The organism is Kitasatospora sp. NPDC002227, assembly GCF_040296285.1.
Classification (GTDB): Bacteria; Actinomycetota; Actinomycetes; order Streptomycetales; family Streptomycetaceae; genus Kitasatospora.
The window spans coordinates 201,140-218,509 of record NZ_JBEOWY010000007.1; the positions used below are offsets into that span (position 1 = coordinate 201,140).

At 72.5% G+C, this 17,370-nt stretch carries 13 protein-coding genes; 1 reads left to right on the plus strand and 12 read right to left on the minus strand.

Features of this window, described 5'->3' with window-relative positions:
• Nucleotides 1-18 precede the first annotated feature (18 nt).
• The 9 genes from ABT095_RS09195 to ABT095_RS09235 all read right to left on the minus strand — a co-directional run bounded on the left by ABT095_RS09195 (nt 19) and on the right by ABT095_RS09235 (nt 13,158).
• Nucleotides 19-1,809: a GMC oxidoreductase gene (locus tag ABT095_RS09195; protein ID WP_350528680.1), complete on the minus strand. Its 1,791-nt coding sequence runs from the start codon at nt 1,807-1,809 to the stop codon at nt 19-21.
• A 40-nt stretch (nt 1,810-1,849) separates the two neighbouring features.
• Nucleotides 1,850-3,469 carry a succinic semialdehyde dehydrogenase gene (locus tag ABT095_RS09200; protein WP_350528681.1) on the minus strand — a complete coding sequence of 540 codons (1,620 nt, stop codon included), beginning with the start codon at nt 3,467-3,469 and terminating at the stop codon, nt 1,850-1,852.
• Nucleotides 3,470-3,554: 85 nt separating this feature from the next.
• Entirely contained in the window at nt 3,555-5,252 is a 1,698-nt protein-coding gene (locus ABT095_RS09205) for a serine/threonine-protein kinase (RefSeq protein ID WP_350528682.1), read from the minus strand.
• A 154-nt stretch (nt 5,253-5,406) separates the two neighbouring features.
• Complete coding sequence (locus ABT095_RS09210) at nt 5,407-6,453, minus strand: protein kinase family protein (RefSeq protein ID WP_350528683.1); 1,047 nt, start codon at nt 6,451-6,453, stop codon at nt 5,407-5,409.
• Nucleotides 6,454-6,525: 72 nt separating this feature from the next.
• Nucleotides 6,526-8,403 (minus strand): serine/threonine-protein kinase, encoded by a 1,878-nt coding sequence (locus ABT095_RS09215; protein ID WP_350528684.1) that lies wholly within the window; start codon nt 8,401-8,403, stop codon nt 6,526-6,528.
• 174 nt (nt 8,404-8,577) lie between these two features.
• Complete coding sequence (locus ABT095_RS09220; RefSeq protein WP_350528685.1) at nt 8,578-9,690, minus strand: GuaB3 family IMP dehydrogenase-related protein; 1,113 nt, start codon at nt 9,688-9,690, stop codon at nt 8,578-8,580.
• A gap of 125 nt (nt 9,691-9,815) precedes the next feature.
• Nucleotides 9,816-11,318 carry an IMP dehydrogenase gene (guaB, locus tag ABT095_RS09225; protein ID WP_350528686.1) on the minus strand — a complete coding sequence of 501 codons (1,503 nt, stop codon included), beginning with the start codon at nt 11,316-11,318 and terminating at the stop codon, nt 9,816-9,818.
• 243 nt (nt 11,319-11,561) lie between these two features.
• Nucleotides 11,562-12,266 carry an RNA polymerase sigma factor ShbA gene (gene shbA / locus ABT095_RS09230; protein WP_350528687.1) on the minus strand — a complete coding sequence of 235 codons (705 nt, stop codon included), beginning with the start codon at nt 12,264-12,266 and terminating at the stop codon, nt 11,562-11,564.
• A gap of 280 nt (nt 12,267-12,546) precedes the next feature.
• Nucleotides 12,547-13,158, minus strand: a complete 612-nt coding sequence (locus ABT095_RS09235; RefSeq protein ID WP_014136228.1) for a response regulator transcription factor — start codon at nt 13,156-13,158, stop codon at nt 12,547-12,549.
• Nucleotides 13,159-13,611: 453 nt separating this feature from the next.
• Here ABT095_RS09235 and ABT095_RS09240 point away from each other — a divergent pair, with 453 nt between their 5' ends.
• Nucleotides 13,612-13,938, plus strand: a complete 327-nt coding sequence (locus ABT095_RS09240) for a WhiB family transcriptional regulator (protein WP_350528688.1) — start codon at nt 13,612-13,614, stop codon at nt 13,936-13,938.
• A gap of 142 nt (nt 13,939-14,080) precedes the next feature.
• On the opposite strand, the gene ABT095_RS09245 is transcribed toward ABT095_RS09240, so the two are convergent.
• The 3 genes from ABT095_RS09245 to groES form a co-directional block, all read right to left on the minus strand.
• Nucleotides 14,081-15,061 (minus strand): LysR family transcriptional regulator, encoded by a 981-nt coding sequence (locus ABT095_RS09245; protein WP_350528689.1) that lies wholly within the window; start codon nt 15,059-15,061, stop codon nt 14,081-14,083.
• A 151-nt stretch (nt 15,062-15,212) separates the two neighbouring features.
• Entirely contained in the window at nt 15,213-16,844 is a 1,632-nt protein-coding gene (gene groL, locus ABT095_RS09250; protein ID WP_350528690.1) for a chaperonin GroEL, read from the minus strand.
• Between the two features lie 106 nt (nt 16,845-16,950).
• Nucleotides 16,951-17,256 (minus strand): co-chaperone GroES, encoded by a 306-nt coding sequence (gene groES / locus ABT095_RS09255; RefSeq protein ID WP_350528691.1) that lies wholly within the window; start codon nt 17,254-17,256, stop codon nt 16,951-16,953.
• Nucleotides 17,257-17,370 lie beyond the last annotated feature (114 nt).

The following is a 17,370-nucleotide window of genomic DNA, read 5'->3' on the forward strand; positions in this document are numbered from 1 at the left end:
GGGCCCGGAGGTGCCGCCTCAGCTCTCGCGCGGCGGCACCTTCGGCACCGGCAGCAGCAGCTGGCCGAACGCCCCCGCCGGCACCGCCGGGCTCACCGGCGTGACGGCCGGCACCGGCCGGTACGTCTCGCCCTGGGCCGGGCGCGCGTCCGCCTCGCCCTGGTTCGGCCACATCGACATCGCCCGCTCCGCCTGCGCGGTGATGGTCAGCGAGGGGTTCACCCCCAGGTTGGCCGAGATCGCCGAACCGTCCACCACGCTGATCCCCGGGTAGCCGTAGAGCCGGTGGTACGGGTCGACCACGCCCTGCTCGGGGCTGTCCGCGATCGGGCAGCCGCCGATGAAGTGGGCGGTCAGCGGGATGTCGAAGACCTCGCCGAGGGTCATGCCCGCGAAGCCGTTGATCTCGGTGGCCAGTGCTTGCGCCGCCTCCTCGGCGGCCGGGATCCAGGTCGGGTTCGGCGTGCCGTGGCCCTGGGTCGAGGTGAGCTTGCCCTTGCCGGGGCCGCTCTTCTTCAGCGAGACGGTGATCGAGTTGTCCAGCGACTGCATGACCAGCCCGATGATGGTCTTCTCCGACCACCGGTGCTGGTTCATCGACTGCGCGAAGATCACCGGGTGCCGGGCCGCCGTGACGGCGTACCGCAGCCAGCGCGGACCGCGCCCGGCCCCGGGCACCTGCTGGATGCTCAGCGCGCCCATCGAGTTCGAGCCCCGGCCGTAGCGGACGGGCTCGATGTGGGTGTTGGCGTCCGGGTGGATCGAGGAGGTGATCGCCACGCCCCGGGTGAAGTCGACGCGCTCCCCGTAGCGCTTGTCGGTGGTCGAAGCGCCCACGATCGCCTCGGAGTTGGTCCGGGTCAGCTCGCCGAGCCTGGCCGAGATCGCCGGCAGGTGGCCCCGGTCGCGCATCTTGTGCAGCAGCATCTGGGTGCCGTAGGTGCCCGCCGCGACCACCACCCGGGCGGCCGTGATGGTCCGCGCCCCGGCCTTGACCCGGTCGTTGGAGCGGGAGTTGGTGCGGCGCACGTCCACCGCGAAGCCCTCGCCCGTGCCGGCGTCACCGAGCGGGCGCAGCCGTTCGACCGTGGTCAGCGGGTGGATCTCGGCGCCGTTCTTCTCGGCCAGGAAGAGGTAGTTCTCGGTGAGCATGTTCTTGGCGCCGTGCCGGCAGCCGGTCATGCACTCCCCGCACTCGGTGCAGGCCCGGCGGCTCGGGCCCTCGCCGCCGAAGTACGGGTCCGCCACCTCGGTGCCGGGGGCGGCCTTGGCGGCGCCCTCGGCGTCCTCGCCGTCACCGAAGAACACCCCGACCGGCGCCATGTGGAAGGTGTCGCCCACCCCCATGGTCTCGGCGGCGGCCTTCAGGTGGACGTCGGAGGGCGTCATGGTCGGGTTGGTCCGCACCCCGAGCATCCGCTGCGCCTGGTCGTAGAACGGCGCGAGCTCCGCCTCCCAGTCGGTGATGTGCTGCCACTGGCGGTCCTCGAAGAACGCCTTCGGCGGCACGTACAGGGTGTTGGCGTAGTTGAGCGAGCCTCCCCCGACCCCGGCCCCGCCGAGCACCAGGACGTTGGCCAGCAGGTGGATCCGCTGGATGCCGTACAGCCCGAGCGCGGGCGCCCAGAGGTAGTTGGCCACGTCCCAGGAGTTCTTGGGCAGCTCCTCCCGGGTGAACCGGCGCCCCGCCTCCAGGACGGCGACCCGGTACCCCTTCTCGGTCAGCCGCAGCGCCGAGACCGAACCGCCGAAGCCCGAGCCGATCACGACCACGTCGTAGTCGAACTCAGGAGTTTCCTCGCCTGCCATGTGCCGCCGCTCCTTAGCGAAGGGTTGTCCCGGGGGTGGCTTACTTGAAGCCGATCGCCTTCATCGCCTTCAGGCCCGTGGTGAACAGGGCCGCGAACTTCTCGTCGGTCAGGCCCATCGAGGGCCCGATCGGCAGCAGCTTCTGGGTGGCCACGGTCTGCGCCTCGGTGTAGCGCAGGATGCCCTCCGAGCCGTGCCGGCGGCCCAGGCCCGAGTCGCCCATGCCGCCCATCGGCGAGGCGACCGAGCCGTACGCGGCCGCGTAGGCCTCGTTGACGTTGACGGTGCCGGTGCGCAGCTGGGCGGCGACGGCCCGGCCGCGGCGCAGGTCCTTGGTCCAGACGCTGGAGTTGAGACCGTAGGAGGTCGCGTTGGCCGCCGCGACGGCCTCCGCCTCGGTGTCGAAGCGGTAGACCGAGACGACCGGGCCGAAGGTCTCCTCGGCGCAGACGGCCATCTCGGGGGTGACCCCGTCCAGGACGGTCGGCTCGAAGAAGAGCGGGCCGAGCTCGGGGCGGGCCTGGCCGCCGGCCAGCACGGTGGCCCCGGCCTTGACGGCCTCCTCGACGTGCCGGGTGACGACCTCGAGCTGGCGCTCGGAGACCAGCGAGCCCATCTCGGCGCCGTAGGCCAGGCCGCCGCCCAGGCGCAGCGCGCTGGTACGGGCGGCGAAGCGGGCCAGGAAGTCGTCGGCCACCGAGCGGTGCACGAAGAGCCGCTCGATCGAGATGCACAGCTGCCCGGCGGAGGAGAAGCAGGCCCGCACCGCGCCCTCGGCGGCCTTGTCCAGGTCGGCGTCGGCGAGCACCAGCAGGGCGTTCTTGCCGCCGAGCTCCAGCGAGGCGCCGACCAGGCGGGCGGCGGCCTTCTGGGCCACCTCGCGGCCGGTGCGGGTGGAGCCGGTGAAGGAGACGTAGTCGGCGCCGTCGACCACCAGCGGGCCGACCACCGGGCCGTCGCCGACCACGATCTGCCACAGGTCGGCGGGCAGGCCGGCCTCGACCAGCAGTTCGCGGGCCCACAGCGCGGTGAGCGCGGTCTGGGTGTCGGGCTTGTTGACCACGGCGTTGCCGGCCACGAAGGCGGGCAGCGCGTCGCCGACGGAGAGCTCGAGCGGGTAGTTCCACGGGGAGATCTGGCCGATCACGCCCTTGGGGCGGCGGGCCTCGATCGCGTGGGTGAGGCCCGGCACGGCGCCGGAGCGGCGGCGGTCGCGCAGGTAGGCGGAGGCCTTGCGCCCGTAGTGGCGGGCGGCCATGGCGGCGGCCAGCACCTCCTCGAAGGCGTGCAGCCGGGCCTTGCCGGTCTCGGCCTGGATGAGGTCGAGCACCTCGTCCTGCCGCTTGAGCAGCAGGTCGTGGAAGCGCAGCAGCACGGCGGCCCGGTGGCGGACGGGCAGCTGGGCCCACCGCTGCTGGGCGGCCCGGGCCTTCTCGTACGCGGTGGCCACGTCCTGCTCGGTGGAGAGCGGCAGGGTGGCCAGCCGGTCGCCGGTGAGCGGGGCGGTGGTGTGCACCTGCTCGGCGTCGGGGCCGGCGGTGACGCCCTTGGCCAGGCGGGCGATCAGGGACGCGGGGACCGCCGAGGCGACGGTCCGGCCCGAGCCCGGCGCGGCCGGGTTGCGCGGAGTGGTGCTGCGGTCTGCCGTGGTGTCCGTCATGACGGGCAAGCCTAAGGCGTCGGGCCGCCGTTTGGTACCCGTCGGTAACACCAAATGACCGGGGCCGAACGCTTGCGCCAACCCGTCATCTGGTCGGGGTGAAGTTGTTCAGCACGGCGGTGAAGAGCCGCTCCCCGTCCGCCGAGTCCGTCTCCGGGCCGGACTGGTAGATCGTGTACGAGGTCCCGCTCTCGTCCCGGAACTCCGTCTCCCGCACGTGGCGGCGGGTGCCGTCCTTGACCACCGTGTAGGTGAACTCCCAGTGCGCGGCCTGCTGGCCGTTGATCTTCACCTCGGAGAGGTCGATCTGCTGGTAGTCCTTGATGTTCTTGCCCTTCTTGACGTCCTGCTCCAACTGGTCCAGGTGGTCGTAGGGCGCCAGCGACTGGCCGACGGCCACCGCGAACTGCAGGTAGTGCACCTTGCCGTCGGGCGAGTAGAAGATCTGGTTGTGGCTGTCCGTGGTGCGCACCCACTTGCCGCCTTCGGGCAGCGGGAAGCGGAAGCCCTCGTGGTCCTGCGTCCAGGTGTAGCCGTCCGGCGCCGGGCCGACCGACGGGTCCGCCGGGGCCGGGCTCTCGGTGGACGTCCCGCCGTTCGCGCTGCTCCGGCCGCCGAAGCGGCCGGAGGCCACCTCGTACGTCACGCCGGCCACCAGGGCGCCCGCGACCAGCGCGGCCAGCACCGGCAGCAGCACCCGGCGGCGCTTGGGCGGCGGGGACTGACGCGCCACCGTCGGGCCGGTCGGGTGCCCCAGCAGCACGGGCGGCAGCTGGCCGACCGGCGGCTGGGCGGGCACGGCGCGGTCGACCACCGGCACGAACTGGGTCGGCATCTTCGGCTCGGCGGCCACCGGCGCCGGCTCGGCCGGGTGCTCGGCCTCCGCCTCCGCCTCGGCCTCGGCCTCGGCGGGCGCGGGCTTGGGCGGCTGCTTGATCGAGACGGTGTGCCCGGCGGTGACCTCGGCGAGCATCCGCAGCGCCTCGTCCGCGCTCGGCCGCTCGGCCGGGTCCTTGGCCATCAGCGCGGCCAGCACCGGCCCGAGCGCACCGGCCCGGCGCGGCTCCGGCAGCGGGTCGCCGACCACTGCGGCCAGCGTGGTGATCGGCGAAGTCCGGCGGAACGGCGACTCGCCCTCGACAGCGGCGTACAGGGTGGCGCCCAGGCCCCACAGGTCGGAGGCCGCGCCGGGGCGCTCGCCCTGGGCCCGCTCCGGCGCGAGGTAGTCGGGCGAGCCGATCAGGTCACCCGGGCGGGTCAGCTCGGTCGAGCCCTCGAAGGTCGCGATGCCGAAGTCCAGCAGCACCACCCGGCCGGTGTTGTGCTCGAGCAGCACGTTGGCCGGCTTCACATCCCGGTGCAGCACGCCGAGCTGGTGGCCCCGGTGCAGCGCGGCCAGCACCTGGGCGCCGACCTCGGCGGCCTCGCGCGGCAGCAGGGTACCGTCCTGGCTGATCACGTCGGCCAGCGAGCGGCCGTCGATCAGCTCCATGACGATCCACGGGCGGCCGTCCTGCTCGAGGACGTCGTGGATGGTGATCACGCCCGGGTGCTTGATCCGGGCGGCGGCCCGCGCCTCCCGCATCATCCGGGACTGGAGTATCTGCTGGTCCTCGTCGTCCAGGTGGCCGACCGTCAGCTCCTTGACCGCCACCTCGCGGTCCAGCATCTCGTCCCGGGCCCGCCAGACGGTGCCCATGCCGCCGCGCCCGAGCTTCTCGCCCAGCACGTATCGCCCGGCGAGCGTCCGCCCCACCTGTGCCGACTGCTCCTGCCCGCTCACCGAGTCCCCCTACGTCCTGCCCGCCGTCACCGTGACGAGGGGTTCCGGTGCACCGCCGAACCACCGATACAACCACTGCTACGCACAGATTAGGCGCCCCGGCCGACGAGGTCCGCACCAGGTCAGCCCCATCCGGCCACGCCCCTCGCCGGTCTCAGCCGGCGAACGCCACCACGGCCGCCAACGCGGCCACCAGAGCCACCATCACCCCGCCGACCAGCAGCGGTCCGAGCAGGGCCGGCGGCACCTTCGGCCGTCCGTGCCGGCGGTGCTCCGGCAGGGCCCCGCGCTGCCGCGGCACCACCGGGCCCTTGGGCCGCCGCACCGGCAGCGCCTCGGCCCGCTCCGGCGTTTCGTACGGCTCCGGCGCCGAGGACAGCAGCTCGGTGAGCCAGCGCAGGGCCTGCGCCGCGCCCGGCCGCTCGGCCTCCACCGGGGCGAGCAGCCGCTCGACCAGGGGGCGCAGCGGCCCGCAGCGCTCGGAGACGGTGTACGCGCCGTCCCGGACGGCGGCCAGCAGCGCCGTCAGCTCCTGCTCGGGGTAGGGGGCGTGACCGGTCGCCAGCCGGTGCAGCAGCACCCCGAGCGCCCAGCAGTCCGCCTCCGGGCCGGCGTCCGGCGCCCAGCGCTCGGCCACCGTGCCGAGCAGCACCGCCCGCGCCTCGTACACCCGGCGCGGCACCGGGCCGCCCAGCTCCTCGCAGAGGGCCTCCTCCGCCGCCCCGGGCAGCCGCCCCCCGAGCATCGCGGCGCCGTCCTCGCAGAGCAGCACGGCGCCCGCGGTGACGTTCCCGTGGGTGCGGCCGCCGCGGTGCAGCGCGTGCAGCGCCCCCGCCAGGTCCGCCCCGATCTCGGCCACCCGGTACGGCGGCAGCGGGCCCTGCGGCACACTTCCGGCCGGGCGCTCCTCGGCCGTCCACAGCAGCCCGCCCTCGGCGAAGACCCACTCGCCGCGCAGCAGCCTGGGGTGGCCCGGCTCGCCCTTGGTCCGCTCGGCGACCCGCCGGGCCACCTGCTCCCCGTACGCCGGGTCCGGCCCCTCGGCGGGCAGCTCGGGGTCGAACACCTCGGGCAGCTCCAGCGCACGCAGCAGCACGGACTCACCGGTGACTTCGTCCCGTGCGGGCAGACCTCCACCCGCCGGCTCGCCCGTCACCCGGTACCGCCCGCCCACCACCTGCCCGGGGCCCGCCGCGCGCATGAGCTGATCCTGACTGTTCCTAGGAAAATATGCCCGTCACGTCAGAGTACGTCCCCAGCGGCCCGAGAGGTTTCACGGTGCGGGCTGGAAACTGTCATAACTCACCTGACGGGCCTTCATGCCGTCCGGCGTGTTCCAGGCCGAGTCGAGCATCGTCCAGTAGATCGCGTAGCCGTACTTGCCGGTCACGAAGCCGCGGTCGAGCGCGTGCATGGTGTTGCCGCTGGTGCTGCCGGTGAAGGTCCACTCCCAGTCGGCGGCGTTGGACCAGCCGCGGAACTGGATCTTCTCCATCCGGACCCGCTGGTAGCCCGGGAAGTGCGAGCCTTCCTCGACGCTCTTCCACTCCGCCAGCGCGTCCGGCTTGGGCTCGGTGGTCCAGGCGACCTTGAGCGTGGTGCCGTCGGTGCCGGTGAAGAGCCGGTTGTCGCTGTTGATGGCCGGGGGGCCCATCGAGTCGGGCACCGCGATGGTGAAGCCGGTGCTGTCCCGGTACACGTGGTACCCGGCCGGCACGGTGGCGGTGGTCGGCGTGGCGGCCGTGGTCGGCGCCGCCGGGCTCGCGGAGGAGGCGGTCGCCTTCGGCGAGGCGGAGGCGGAGGCGGAGGCCGAGGGAGAGGCCGACGGCGAGGGCGGGGCGCTCTTCGGCGCGCTCGGCGCCGGGGTGAGCGCGGCGCTGCTGTGCACGGCGTCGGCGGCCGGCGTGCCGCCGCCCGCCCGGTCGTCCTTCTGGTTCAGCACCACGGCCACCACGGCTATCAGCACCAGCAGCGCCACCACGGCGGCCCCGATCACGGCCTTGCGCGGCACGGCCCGCCCGGGGGTGTCCGCTCCGGCACCGGAGGCACCCGCCCCGGCGGCGCCGGCACCGGAGGAGCCCTGCGCGGGCCCGGCGGAGCCGGTGGCCGCACCGGTGGCGGCACCGCTCTGGCCGGCCGCCGCAACCGCCCCGGCGGAGTCGGCCTGCCGCCCCGCCCGGCTGCCCACCCGGACGGTGCCGAGCAGGCCCGAGACACCCCGGCCCTTCTCAGCGGCCGAAGCGCCCGCCGCGCCCGCCGCGCCCGCTCCGGCCGAAGCGGGCGGCGTGTTCACCTGGGTGGTCGACTCGGCCCGGGCGATCGCCTCGCCGACCACCCGGCGCAGCATCGAGCGCGTGGTGGCGGCGTCCAGCCGCTTGGCCGGGTCCTTCTCGAGCAGGCCCTCGATCACCGGCCGCAGCGGGCCCGCGTTCTCGGGCGTGGCGAGGTCCTCGGTCATCACGGCGGTCAGGGTGGCCAGCGCCGAGCCCCGGTCGTACGGCGGGCGGCCCTCGACCATCGAGTAGAGCGTGCCGCCCAGCGACCACAGGTCGGCCGGCGGGCCGGGCTTCTGCCCGCGGGCCCGCTCCGGCGAGATGTACGAGGGCGCGCCGACCAGCATGCCGGTGGAGGTGACGGAGGTGTCGCCCTCCACGCTGGCGATGCCGAAGTCGGTGAGCACGACCCGGCCGTCCTCACCGATCAGGACGTTGGAGGGCTTCACGTCCCGGTGCAGGATGCCGTGGCTGTGCGCCGCGCCGAGCACCCCGAGCAGTTCGAGCGCGATCTCGGCCGCCCGGGCGGGCGTGAGCGGCCCGTCCTCCTTGATCACCTCGGCCAGCGAGCGGGACTCGACCAGCTCCATCACGATCCACGGCCGCTCGTCCTCCTCGACCACGTCGAAGACGGTGACGGCGGCGGTGTGCCGGATCCGCGCGGTGGCCTTGGCCTCCCGCAGGGTGCGGACGATCAGCCGGTGCTTCTCCTCCTCGTCCACCCCGGTGTAGAGCCGCAGCTCCTTGACGGCGACGATCCGGCCGAGCATCTCGTCCTCGGCGCGCCACACCGTGCCCATGCCGCCGCGGCCCAGCACTTCGTTGAGCCGGTAACGACCCGCCAGCAGACGGCCGGTGGAACCTTGCGCCTGGGTCATCGGTGCGCTCCCCCAAGTGTTGTGCTGGACAGCCGGTTCCCCTTGGGGGTGGTCCGCCCGGACGCGAAGCCCCCATCATCTCCTGTCCCAGGGACGCAACTCCACCCGCCCCCGTTCCCGGAACGCCGAAACCCCCGCCGAGGGCGGGGGTTTCGGTACGAACCAGACACTGCGTCAGTGCGCGACGGTGACCTCGACCCGCTGGAACTCCTTCAGCTCGGAGTAGCCGGTGGTGGCCATCGCCCGGCGCAGCGCGCCGAACAGGTTCATGGTGCCGTCGGGGGTGTGCGAGGGGCCGGTGAGGATCTCCTCGGTGGTGCCCACGGTGCCCAGGTCGACCCGCTTGCCGCGCGGCAGCTCGTCGTGGACGGCCTCCATGCCCCAGTGGAAGCCCTTGCCGGGCGCGTCGGTGGCGCGGGCCAGCGCGGCACCGATCATCACGGCGTCGGCGCCGCAGGCGATCGCCTTGGCCAGGTCGCCGCTGTAGCCGACCCCGCCGTCCGCGATGACGTGCACGTACCGGCCGCCGGACTCGTCCATGTAGTCCCGGCGGGCGGCCGCGACGTCGGCCACGGCGGTGGCCATCGGCACCTGGATGCCCAGCACGTTGCGGGTGGTGTGGGCGGCGCCGCCGCCGAAGCCGACCAGCACGCCGGCCGCGCCGGTGCGCATCAGGTGCAGCGCGGCGGTGTAGGTGGCGCAGCCGCCGACGATCACCGGCACGTCGAGCTCGTAGATGAACTGCTTGAGGTTGAGCGGCTCGGCGGCGCCGGAGACGTGCTCGGCCGAGACGGTGGTGCCGCGGATCACGAAGACGTCGACGCCGGCGTCCACCACGGTCTTGGAGAACTCGGCGGTGCGCTGCGGCGAGAGCGCGGCGGCGGTCACGACGCCCGAGTCCCGGACCTCCTTGATCCGCTGCTTGATCAGCTCCGGCTGGATCGGCGCGGCGTAGATCTCCTGCAGGCGGCGGGTCGCGGCGGCCTCGTCGGTGATCTGAGCGATCTCGTCGAGCAGCGGCTGCGGGTCCTCGTAGCGGGTCCACAGGCCCTCGAGGTTCAGCACGCCCAGGCCGCCCAGCTCGCCGATGGCGATGGCCTGCTGGGGCGAGACCACGCTGTCCATGGGGGCGGCCAGGAACGGCAGCTCGAAGCGGTAGGCGTCGATCTGCCAGGCGATCGAGACCTCCTTCGGGTCGCGGGTCCGGCGGCTGGGGACGACGGCGATGTCGTCGAAGGCGTACGCCCGTCGGCCGCGCTTGCCTCGCCCGATCTCGATCTCAGTCACTTCGAGCCCTTCTGCTGCTTCATGCCTCGTACCGGCCCAGTATCCCGTACGGGGGCCGTCAGCCGAAAAAGGGGAGCCGCGTACGGGGTGTCTCCCGTACGCGGCTCCCCTTCAGGAGCCCGGTCTCAGCGGCTGGTGTAGTTCGGCGCCTCGACCGTCATCTGGATGTCGTGCGGGTGGCTCTCCTTGAGGCCCGCCGAGGTGATCCGGACGAACCGGCCCTTGCTCTCCATCTCGGCGATGGTGGCCGCGCCGACGTAGCCCATGGTCTGGCGCAGGCCGCCGACCAGCTGGTACAGCACCGCGGAGAGCGGGCCGCGGTAGGGCACCTGGCCCTCGATGCCCTCGGCGATCAGCTTCTCGTCGGAGCTGACGTCGGCCTGGAAGTAACGGTCCTTCGAGAAGGACTTCGCCTGGCCGCGGGTCTGCATGGCGCCCAGCGAGCCCATGCCGCGGTAGGACTTGAACTGCTTGCCGTTGATGAACAGCAGCTCACCGGGCGACTCCTCGCAGCCGGCCAGCAGCGAGCCGAGCATCACGGTGTCGGCGCCGGCGGCCAGCGCCTTGCCGATGTCGCCCGAGTACTGCAGGCCGCCGTCGCCGATGACCGGCACGCCGGCGGCCTGGCAGGCCTGCGCGGCCTCGTAGATCGCGGTGACCTGCGGGACGCCGATGCCGGCCACCACGCGGGTGGTGCAGATGGAGCCCGGGCCGACACCGACCTTGACGCCGTCGACACCGGCGTCGATCAGCGCCTGGGCGCCGTCCTTGGTGGCCACGTTGCCGCCGACGACGTCGACGTTCACGGCCGCCTTGATCTTGGCGATCCAGGCCAGCGCGTTGTGCGAGTGCCCGTGCGAGGTGTCCACCACCAGGAAGTCCACGCCGGCGCCGACCAGCGCCTGGGCGCGGTCGAAGGCCTCGGCGGAGGCGCCGACGGCGGCGCCGACCAGCAGACGGCCCTCGGCGTCCTTGGCGGCGTTCGGGTACTTCTCGGCCTTGACGAAGTCCTTGACGGTGATGAGGCCCTTGATCCGGCCCTCGTCGTCCACCAGCGGGAGCTTCTCGATCTTGTGGCGGCGCAGCAGCCCGATCGCGTCCTCACCCGAGATGCCGACCTTGCCGGTGATCAGCGGCATCGGGGTCATGATCTCGCTGACCTTGCGGCTGCGGTCCGACTCGAAGGCCATGTCGCGGTTGGTCACGATGCCGAGCAGCTTGCCGGCCGGCGAGGCGACCGGGACACCGGAGATCCGGAACCGGGCGCAGAGCGCGTCGGCCTCGGCCAGCGTGGCGTCCGGGCCGACGGTGATCGGGTCGGTCACCATGCCGGACTCGGAGCGCTTCACCAGGTCGACCTGGTTGACCTGGTCCTCGATCGAGAGGTTGCGGTGCAGCACGCCGACGCCGCCCTGGCGGGCCATCGCGATCGCCATCCGCGACTCGGTGACCTTGTCCATCGCGGCGGAGAGCAGCGGGATGTTCACCCGAACGTTGCGGGAGACCCGCGAGGAGGTGTCGACCATGTTCGGCAGCACCTCGGAGGCCCCGGGCAGCAGCAGGACGTCGTCGTACGTGAGCCCGAGCATCGCGAACTTCTCGGGTACGCCTGCGGCGTTGTAAGACATCTTTGGGGACCTTCCGTGGCATGGCCGATTGATTGATGCGCCCGCTGAGGGTGGTCGGGGCGCGTTGGTCGCTCGAGTGCGCACCGGCACAGGGACCAGGCCGCCGAGAAGAACCGGGCTGTTGGAGGAAGCTCCAAGAAGAGCCCGCTCACACCCGCGAAACTTTGGCGACCTGCCCAGGCGCCGATACCCCATGGTACTGGCACCGGAATGCCAGCTCGCGCCCCCTTGACAACACGCCGATCATGAAACGTCTTCCAGCGAGGCCGACTCGCCCGCCAGTGCCCGCAGCCGGCTCAGCGCGCGGTGCTGCGCCACCCGGACGGCCCCCGGCGACATGCCGAGCACCTCACCGGTCTCCTCCGCCGACAGCCCGGCCGCCACCCGCAGCAGCACCAGCTCCCGCTGGCGGGCCGGCAGGTTCGACAGCAGCTCGATCGCCCAGGCGGCGTCGCTGCTCAGCAGCGCCTGCTCCTCGGGGCCGAGCGCCTCGTCGGGGAGCTCCGGCAGGTCGCCCGGCGGGATCACCGTCGAGCCGGGCCCGCGCATCGCGGCCCGCTGCAGATCGGCGATCTTGTGCGCGGCGATCCCGTACACGAAGGCCTCGAACGGCCGCCCTTCGTCCTTGTAGCGCGGCAGCGCGCACAGCACGGCCACGCAGACCTCCTGCGCCACGTCGTCCACATGGTGCCGGGCGTTGCCCGGCAGCCGCACCAGGCGGCCGCGGCAGTACCGCAGCGCCAGCGGGTGCACGTGGGCGAGCAGGGCGTCGATCGCGGGGCCCTCGCCCCGCACGGCGGCCGCGACCAGCTCGCTCAGCACCGGCGAACCGCCGCCACCGAGCACCGGCCTGCGGCCTTCGGCCTCGGGGTACACCTCGGGGTACGGCGAGTCGGCGGCCGGGCCGCCGGTGGCGGGCCCGTCGCTCGGGGTCTCGTCGTCGCGCATCGGTCCATGGTGCCTGGTCGGGCCGGAAAACACGGCACCGCGTCCGGAGTTGTGCATCGGAACGTTATGACCGGTCGTCGCGCGCACCGTGCCGCCTCCCGCCCCACTGCTCTCTGAGCCACCTGCGGTCACGCTCGTCTCCGCAGTACCTGTCCGCTGGTCCCCGAGGTGCTCCACTCCTCCATGGTGCAGCCTCGGGACCGTAACGTCATACGTCTGAGCGAGCGAAGCGGCCACTCGGCCACTTCTCATCCGCGCGTGCCCACCGGCGGACGGCCGGTCAGCGGACCAGGCCCCAGCGGAAGCCGAGCGCCACCGCGTGGGCGCGGTCCGAGGCGCCGAGCTTCTTGAACAGGCGCCGGGCGTGGGTCTTCACGGTGTCCTCGGAGAGGAACAGCTCGCGGCCGATCTCGGCGTTGCTCCGGCCGTGGCTCATACCCTCGAGCACCTGGATCTCACGGGCCGTCAGCGTCGGCGCGGCGCCCATGTCGGGGCTGCGGAGCCGGCGCGGGGCGAGCCGCCAGGTCGGGTCGGCGAGGGCCTGGGTCACGGTGGCCCGCAGCTCGGCGCGCGAGGCGTCCTTGTGCAGGTACCCGCGGGCCCCGGCGGCGACGGCCAGCGCCACACCGTCCAGGTCCTCCGCGACGGTGAGCATGATGATCCGGGCGCCCGGGTCGGCCGAGAGCAGCCGCCGGACGGTCTCCACCCCGCCGAGGCCCGGCATCCGGACATCCATCAGGACGAGATCGGAGCGGTCGGCCACCCAGCGGCGGAGGACCTCCTCACCGTTCGTCGCCGTGGTCACCCGGTCGACCCCGGGAACGGTCGCCACCGCGCGGCGAAGCGCCTCCCGGGCGAGCGGGGAATCGTCGCAGACGAGTACGGATGTCATGCCCGTCGTCCTCCGCAGCTGATCCGCGTCACGTTGAGCCTCCTGGCTGGTACGAATCTCTCCGACACGGCCTTTCGCCGCTTCCGCACATCCAACGACCGTCACTCGAATGAGTTACGGCCTTCAGGGCCATCTCCACCACTGTACGTGGCCGACCCGTTACCGATCAGCCGCATCGCGGGGCATGTGCCGCACTTTTGTGCTGCTCACGCGCGGACCGCGCACCACGAGCGCATCCGTTCGGCCCTGCGCGCCCCCGTGGTCACCCGGATACCTTGCCCGGTTTGTCCATTTTTATAGCTTCTGTACGGTCATTGACTGTTGTGTAACTCTGTGGGTGACTTGTCCCAGTGGTTGCCGTAAGTCATATTTCCAGGTGTTCACACCCGACCCGACGGAGCCTCGCCGCACACCCCGGCAGCGAGCCGTCGAGTCCCTGAAAGGGAACGAGCCATGGCAGATTTCTCCCGCCTCCCCGGCCCCAACGCGGACCTCTGGGACTGGCAGCTCTCCGCCGCCTGCCGCGGCGTGGACAGTTCGCTCTTCTTCCACCCGGAGGGTGAGCGTGGCGCGGCGCGAAGCTCGCGCGAGGCAAGCGCCAAGGAGGTCTGCATGCGGTGTCCGGTCCGGACGGAGTGCGCGGCGCACGCACTCGCCGTCCGCGAGCCCTACGGGGTCTGGGGAGGCCTGACCGAGGACGAACGCGAGGAACTGATGGGCCGTTCCCGCAACCGCCTGGTCGAGGTCCCGCTCACCGCCCCCAAGGTCGCCCAGTACTGAAGAAACGTTTCCGCAGTCGCCCAGTTGCACTACCTGGGGGCGCGAGGAACGGCGCGAAGCGGGAGGCCGCAGGCCGTGCATGGCCGGTCGCGCAGTTCCCCGCGCCCCCGGGGTGCTGCCCCGGAAAGGTTGCGACCGAAGGTCAGCTGCCCAGCTGATCCAGCATCATGGCCACCGCCGGGACGTCCGCCAGGTCCGGCAGCGTGAGCGCCACGACCTGCCGCAGGGCTGCGGTCCCCGCGGCCGTGTGCACCGGCACGGGGACGACGCCCTCCGTCCGGACGGAGCCGAGCGCCAGCTCCGGGAGGACCGCCACGCCGAGGCCGGCCGCGACCAGGCCGACCACGGCCGGGTAGTCGTCCGTCGCGAAGTCGATCCGCGGCTCGAAGCCCGCCGCGCCGCACAGCTCCACCAGATGGCCGCGGCACTGCGGGCAGCCCGCGATCCACTGCTCCCCCGCCAGCTCGGCGAGCCGCACCGGCCCGCCCCGCCCGGCCAGCGGGTGCGCGGCGGGCAGCAGGCCGACCAGCGGGTCGTCCAGGAGCGGTCGCACCACCAGGTCGGACCAGTCGTTGGCCGCCTGCGAGGCAGCGGCCTCCAGGGTGGCCTCGGCCCGCACCTCGCGGGGCGAGGCGTGCGGGGCAGAGCGCGTGGCGCCGCCCTGCGAGTCGGGGTAGCGGAAGGCGAGGGCGACCTCGCACTCGCCGCTGCGCAGCATCGCCAGCGACTCCGGCGGCTCGGCCTCCACCAGCGACACGCGCACCCCCGGATGGGCGCCCCGCAGCCGGGCGACAGCGGGCGGCACCAGGGTGGAGCTGGCGGTCGGGAAGGAGACCAGCCGGACCCGCCCGGCGCGCAGCCCGGTGATCGCCGCGACCTCCTCCTCGGCGGCCGAGAGCCCGGCCAGGATGCCGGTGGCGTGCTTGAGCAGCACCTTGCCGGCCTCGCTCAGCTGCATGTCGCGCCCGGAGCGGACCACCAGCGGCGTGTCCACGGACTTCTCCAGCGCCTTCATCTGCTGGCTGACCGCCGGCTGGGTGCAGCCCAGCTCCCGCGCGGCGGCCGAGAAGGACCCGGTACGGGCGACGGCGCGGAGGACTCGGAGGTGTCGGGCCTCGATCATGCCTCAGTTATAAGCCAGACTTTGAGCGCCACAAAACCGGCCTGATCCTCCCCCGGCCTTCGGCCGGGAGGTGCCCCCTCACGCCGGAGGCCCGGCTCCCACCCCTCACAGGGTGCGAGCCGGGCCTGAAGGCTCAGCCGTTCGACCGAGGTCAGTGCGAGTGACCGTGACCGCCGTGCGAGTGACCGGCGCCGGCCTCCTCCTCGGCGGGCTTCTCGACCACGAGGGTCTCGGTGGTGAGCAGCAGCGAGGCGATGGAGGCGGCGTTCTCCAGGGCCGAGCGGGTGACCTTGACCGGGTCGATGACGCCGGCCTTCACCAGGTCGCCGTACTCGCCGGTGGCGGCGTTGAAGCCCTGACCGGCCTCCATCTCCGCGACCTTGGAGGTGATGACGTAGCCCTCGAGGCCGGCGTTCTGGGCGATCCAGCGCAGCGGCTCGGCGAGCGCCTTGCGGACGACGGCGACACCGGTCGCCTCGTCGCCCGAGAGGCCCAGGCCACCGTCGAGCACCTTCTGGGCGTGCACGAGGGAGGCGCCACCACCGGCGACGATGCCCTCCTCGACCGCGGCGCGGGTCGCCGAGATGGCGTCCTCGAGGCGGTGCTTGCGCTCCTTGAGCTCGACCTCGGTGGCGGCACCGACGCGGATGACGCAGACGCCGCCGGCGAGCTTCGCCAGGCGCTCCTGCAGCTTCTCGCGGTCCCAGTCCGAGTCCGTGTTGGCGATCTCGCCCTTGATCTGGGCGACGCGGCCCGCGACGGCCTCGGTGTCACCGGCGCCGTCGACGACGGTGGTCTCGTCCTTGGTGATGGTCACGCGGCGGGCGGAGCCCAGCACGTCCAGACCGGCCTGGTCGAGCTTGAGGCCGACCTCCTCGGAGATGACGGTGCCGCCGGTGAGGACGGCGAGGTCACCGAGGATCGCCTTGCGGCGGTCACCGAAGCCGGGGGCCTTGACGGCCACGGCGTTGAAGGTGCCACGGATCTTGTTGACGACCAGGGTGGAGAGCGCCTCGCCGTCCACGTCCTCGGCGATGATCAGCAGCGGGCGCGAGGCGCCGCCCTGCAGGATCTTCTCGAGCAGCGGGAGCAGGTCCTGGATCGAGGAGATCTTGCCCTGGTTGATCAGGATGTACGGGTCCTCCAGGACCGCCTCCTGACGCTCCGCGTCGGTGACGAAGTACGGCGAGAGGTAGCCCTTGTCGAACTGCATGCCCTCGGTGAAGCCCAGCTCCACGCCGAAGGTGTTCGACTCCTCGACGGTGATGACACCGTCCTTGCCGACCTTGTCGATCGCCTCGGCGATCAGCTCGCCGACCTGCGGGTCCTGCGCGGAGAGGGAGGCGACGGCGGCGACGTCGTCCTTGCCCTCGATCTCGCGGGCGACCGAGAGCAGGTGCTCGGAGACGGCGGCGACGGCCTTGTCGATGCCCTTCTTCAGGGCGGCCGGGCCGGCGCCGGCGGCGACGTTGCGCAGACCCTCGTTAACCAGGGCCTGGGCCAGCACGGTGGCGGTGGTGGTGCCGTCACCCGCGACGTCGTTGGTCTTGGTGGCGACCTCCTTGACCAGCTGCGCGCCGAGGTTCTCGTACGGGTCGTCGAGCTCGACCTCGCGGGCGATGGTCACACCGTCGTTGGTGATGGTCGGCGCGCCGAACTTCTTGTCGATGACGACGTTGCGGCCCTTGGGGCCGATGGTCACCTTGACGGTGTCGGCCAGCTTGTTGACACCGCGCTCCAGCGAGCGGCGGGCGTCCTCGTCGAACTGAAGGATCTTCGGCATGTCTGATGCTTCCTTAGGGATCGAAACGTGAGCCAACAACCACGCCCCGGCCCCTTGTCAGTGCTGACAGAGAGATCCGGGGCGGGCTGGTTACGACTGGTGCCGCTTACTTCTGGACGATGGCCAGAACGTCGCGGGCCGAGAGGACGAGGTACTCCTCGCCGTTGTACTTGACCTCGGTGCCGCCGTACTTGGAGTACAGGACGATGTCGCCGACGGTGACGTCGAGCGGCAGACGCTGGCCGTCCTCGAAGCGGCCCGGGCCGACGGCCAGGACGACGCCCTCCTGGGGCTTCTCCTTCGCGGTGTCCGGGATAACCAGGCCGGAGGCCGTGGTGGTCTCGGCTTCGAGCGGCTGGACCACGATGCGGTCCTCAAGCGGCTTGATGGCAACCTTGCTGGCGGTGGTCACGTCCGAGTTCCCCTTCGGAGATTACGGGGTTGTTCTTCAGGTAAGGGGCGACCTGCCGGCACCTGCCGTCGCGGGGGTCAGGGGCACTCGGTCGCGTTAGCACTCACCCGGTGG

What these genes read in the sequence shown, in the direction of transcription:
- ABT095_RS09195 (WP_350528680.1), bottom strand. Translation starts at nt 1,809, where the DNA reads ATGGCAGGCGAGGAAACTCCTGAGTTCGACTACGACGTGGTCGTGATC.
- ABT095_RS09200 (WP_350528681.1), bottom strand. Translation starts at nt 3,469, where the DNA reads ATGACGGACACCACGGCAGACCGCAGCACCACTCCGCGCAACCCGGCC.
- ABT095_RS09210 (WP_350528683.1), bottom strand. Translation starts at nt 6,453, where the DNA reads ATGCGCGCGGCGGGCCCCGGGCAGGTGGTGGGCGGGCGGTACCGGGTG.
- ABT095_RS09215 (WP_350528684.1), bottom strand. Translation starts at nt 8,403, where the DNA reads ATGACCCAGGCGCAAGGTTCCACCGGCCGTCTGCTGGCGGGTCGTTAC.
- guaB (WP_350528686.1), bottom strand. Translation starts at nt 11,318, where the DNA reads ATGTCTTACAACGCCGCAGGCGTACCCGAGAAGTTCGCGATGCTCGGG.
- shbA (WP_350528687.1), bottom strand. Translation starts at nt 12,266, where the DNA reads ATGCGCGACGACGAGACCCCGAGCGACGGGCCCGCCACCGGCGGCCCG.
- ABT095_RS09235 (WP_014136228.1), bottom strand. Translation starts at nt 13,158, where the DNA reads ATGACATCCGTACTCGTCTGCGACGATTCCCCGCTCGCCCGGGAGGCG.
- ABT095_RS09240 (WP_350528688.1), top strand. Translation starts at nt 13,612, where the DNA reads ATGGCAGATTTCTCCCGCCTCCCCGGCCCCAACGCGGACCTCTGGGAC.
- ABT095_RS09245 (WP_350528689.1), bottom strand. Translation starts at nt 15,061, where the DNA reads ATGATCGAGGCCCGACACCTCCGAGTCCTCCGCGCCGTCGCCCGTACC.
- groL (WP_350528690.1), bottom strand. Translation starts at nt 16,844, where the DNA reads ATGCCGAAGATCCTTCAGTTCGACGAGGACGCCCGCCGCTCGCTGGAG.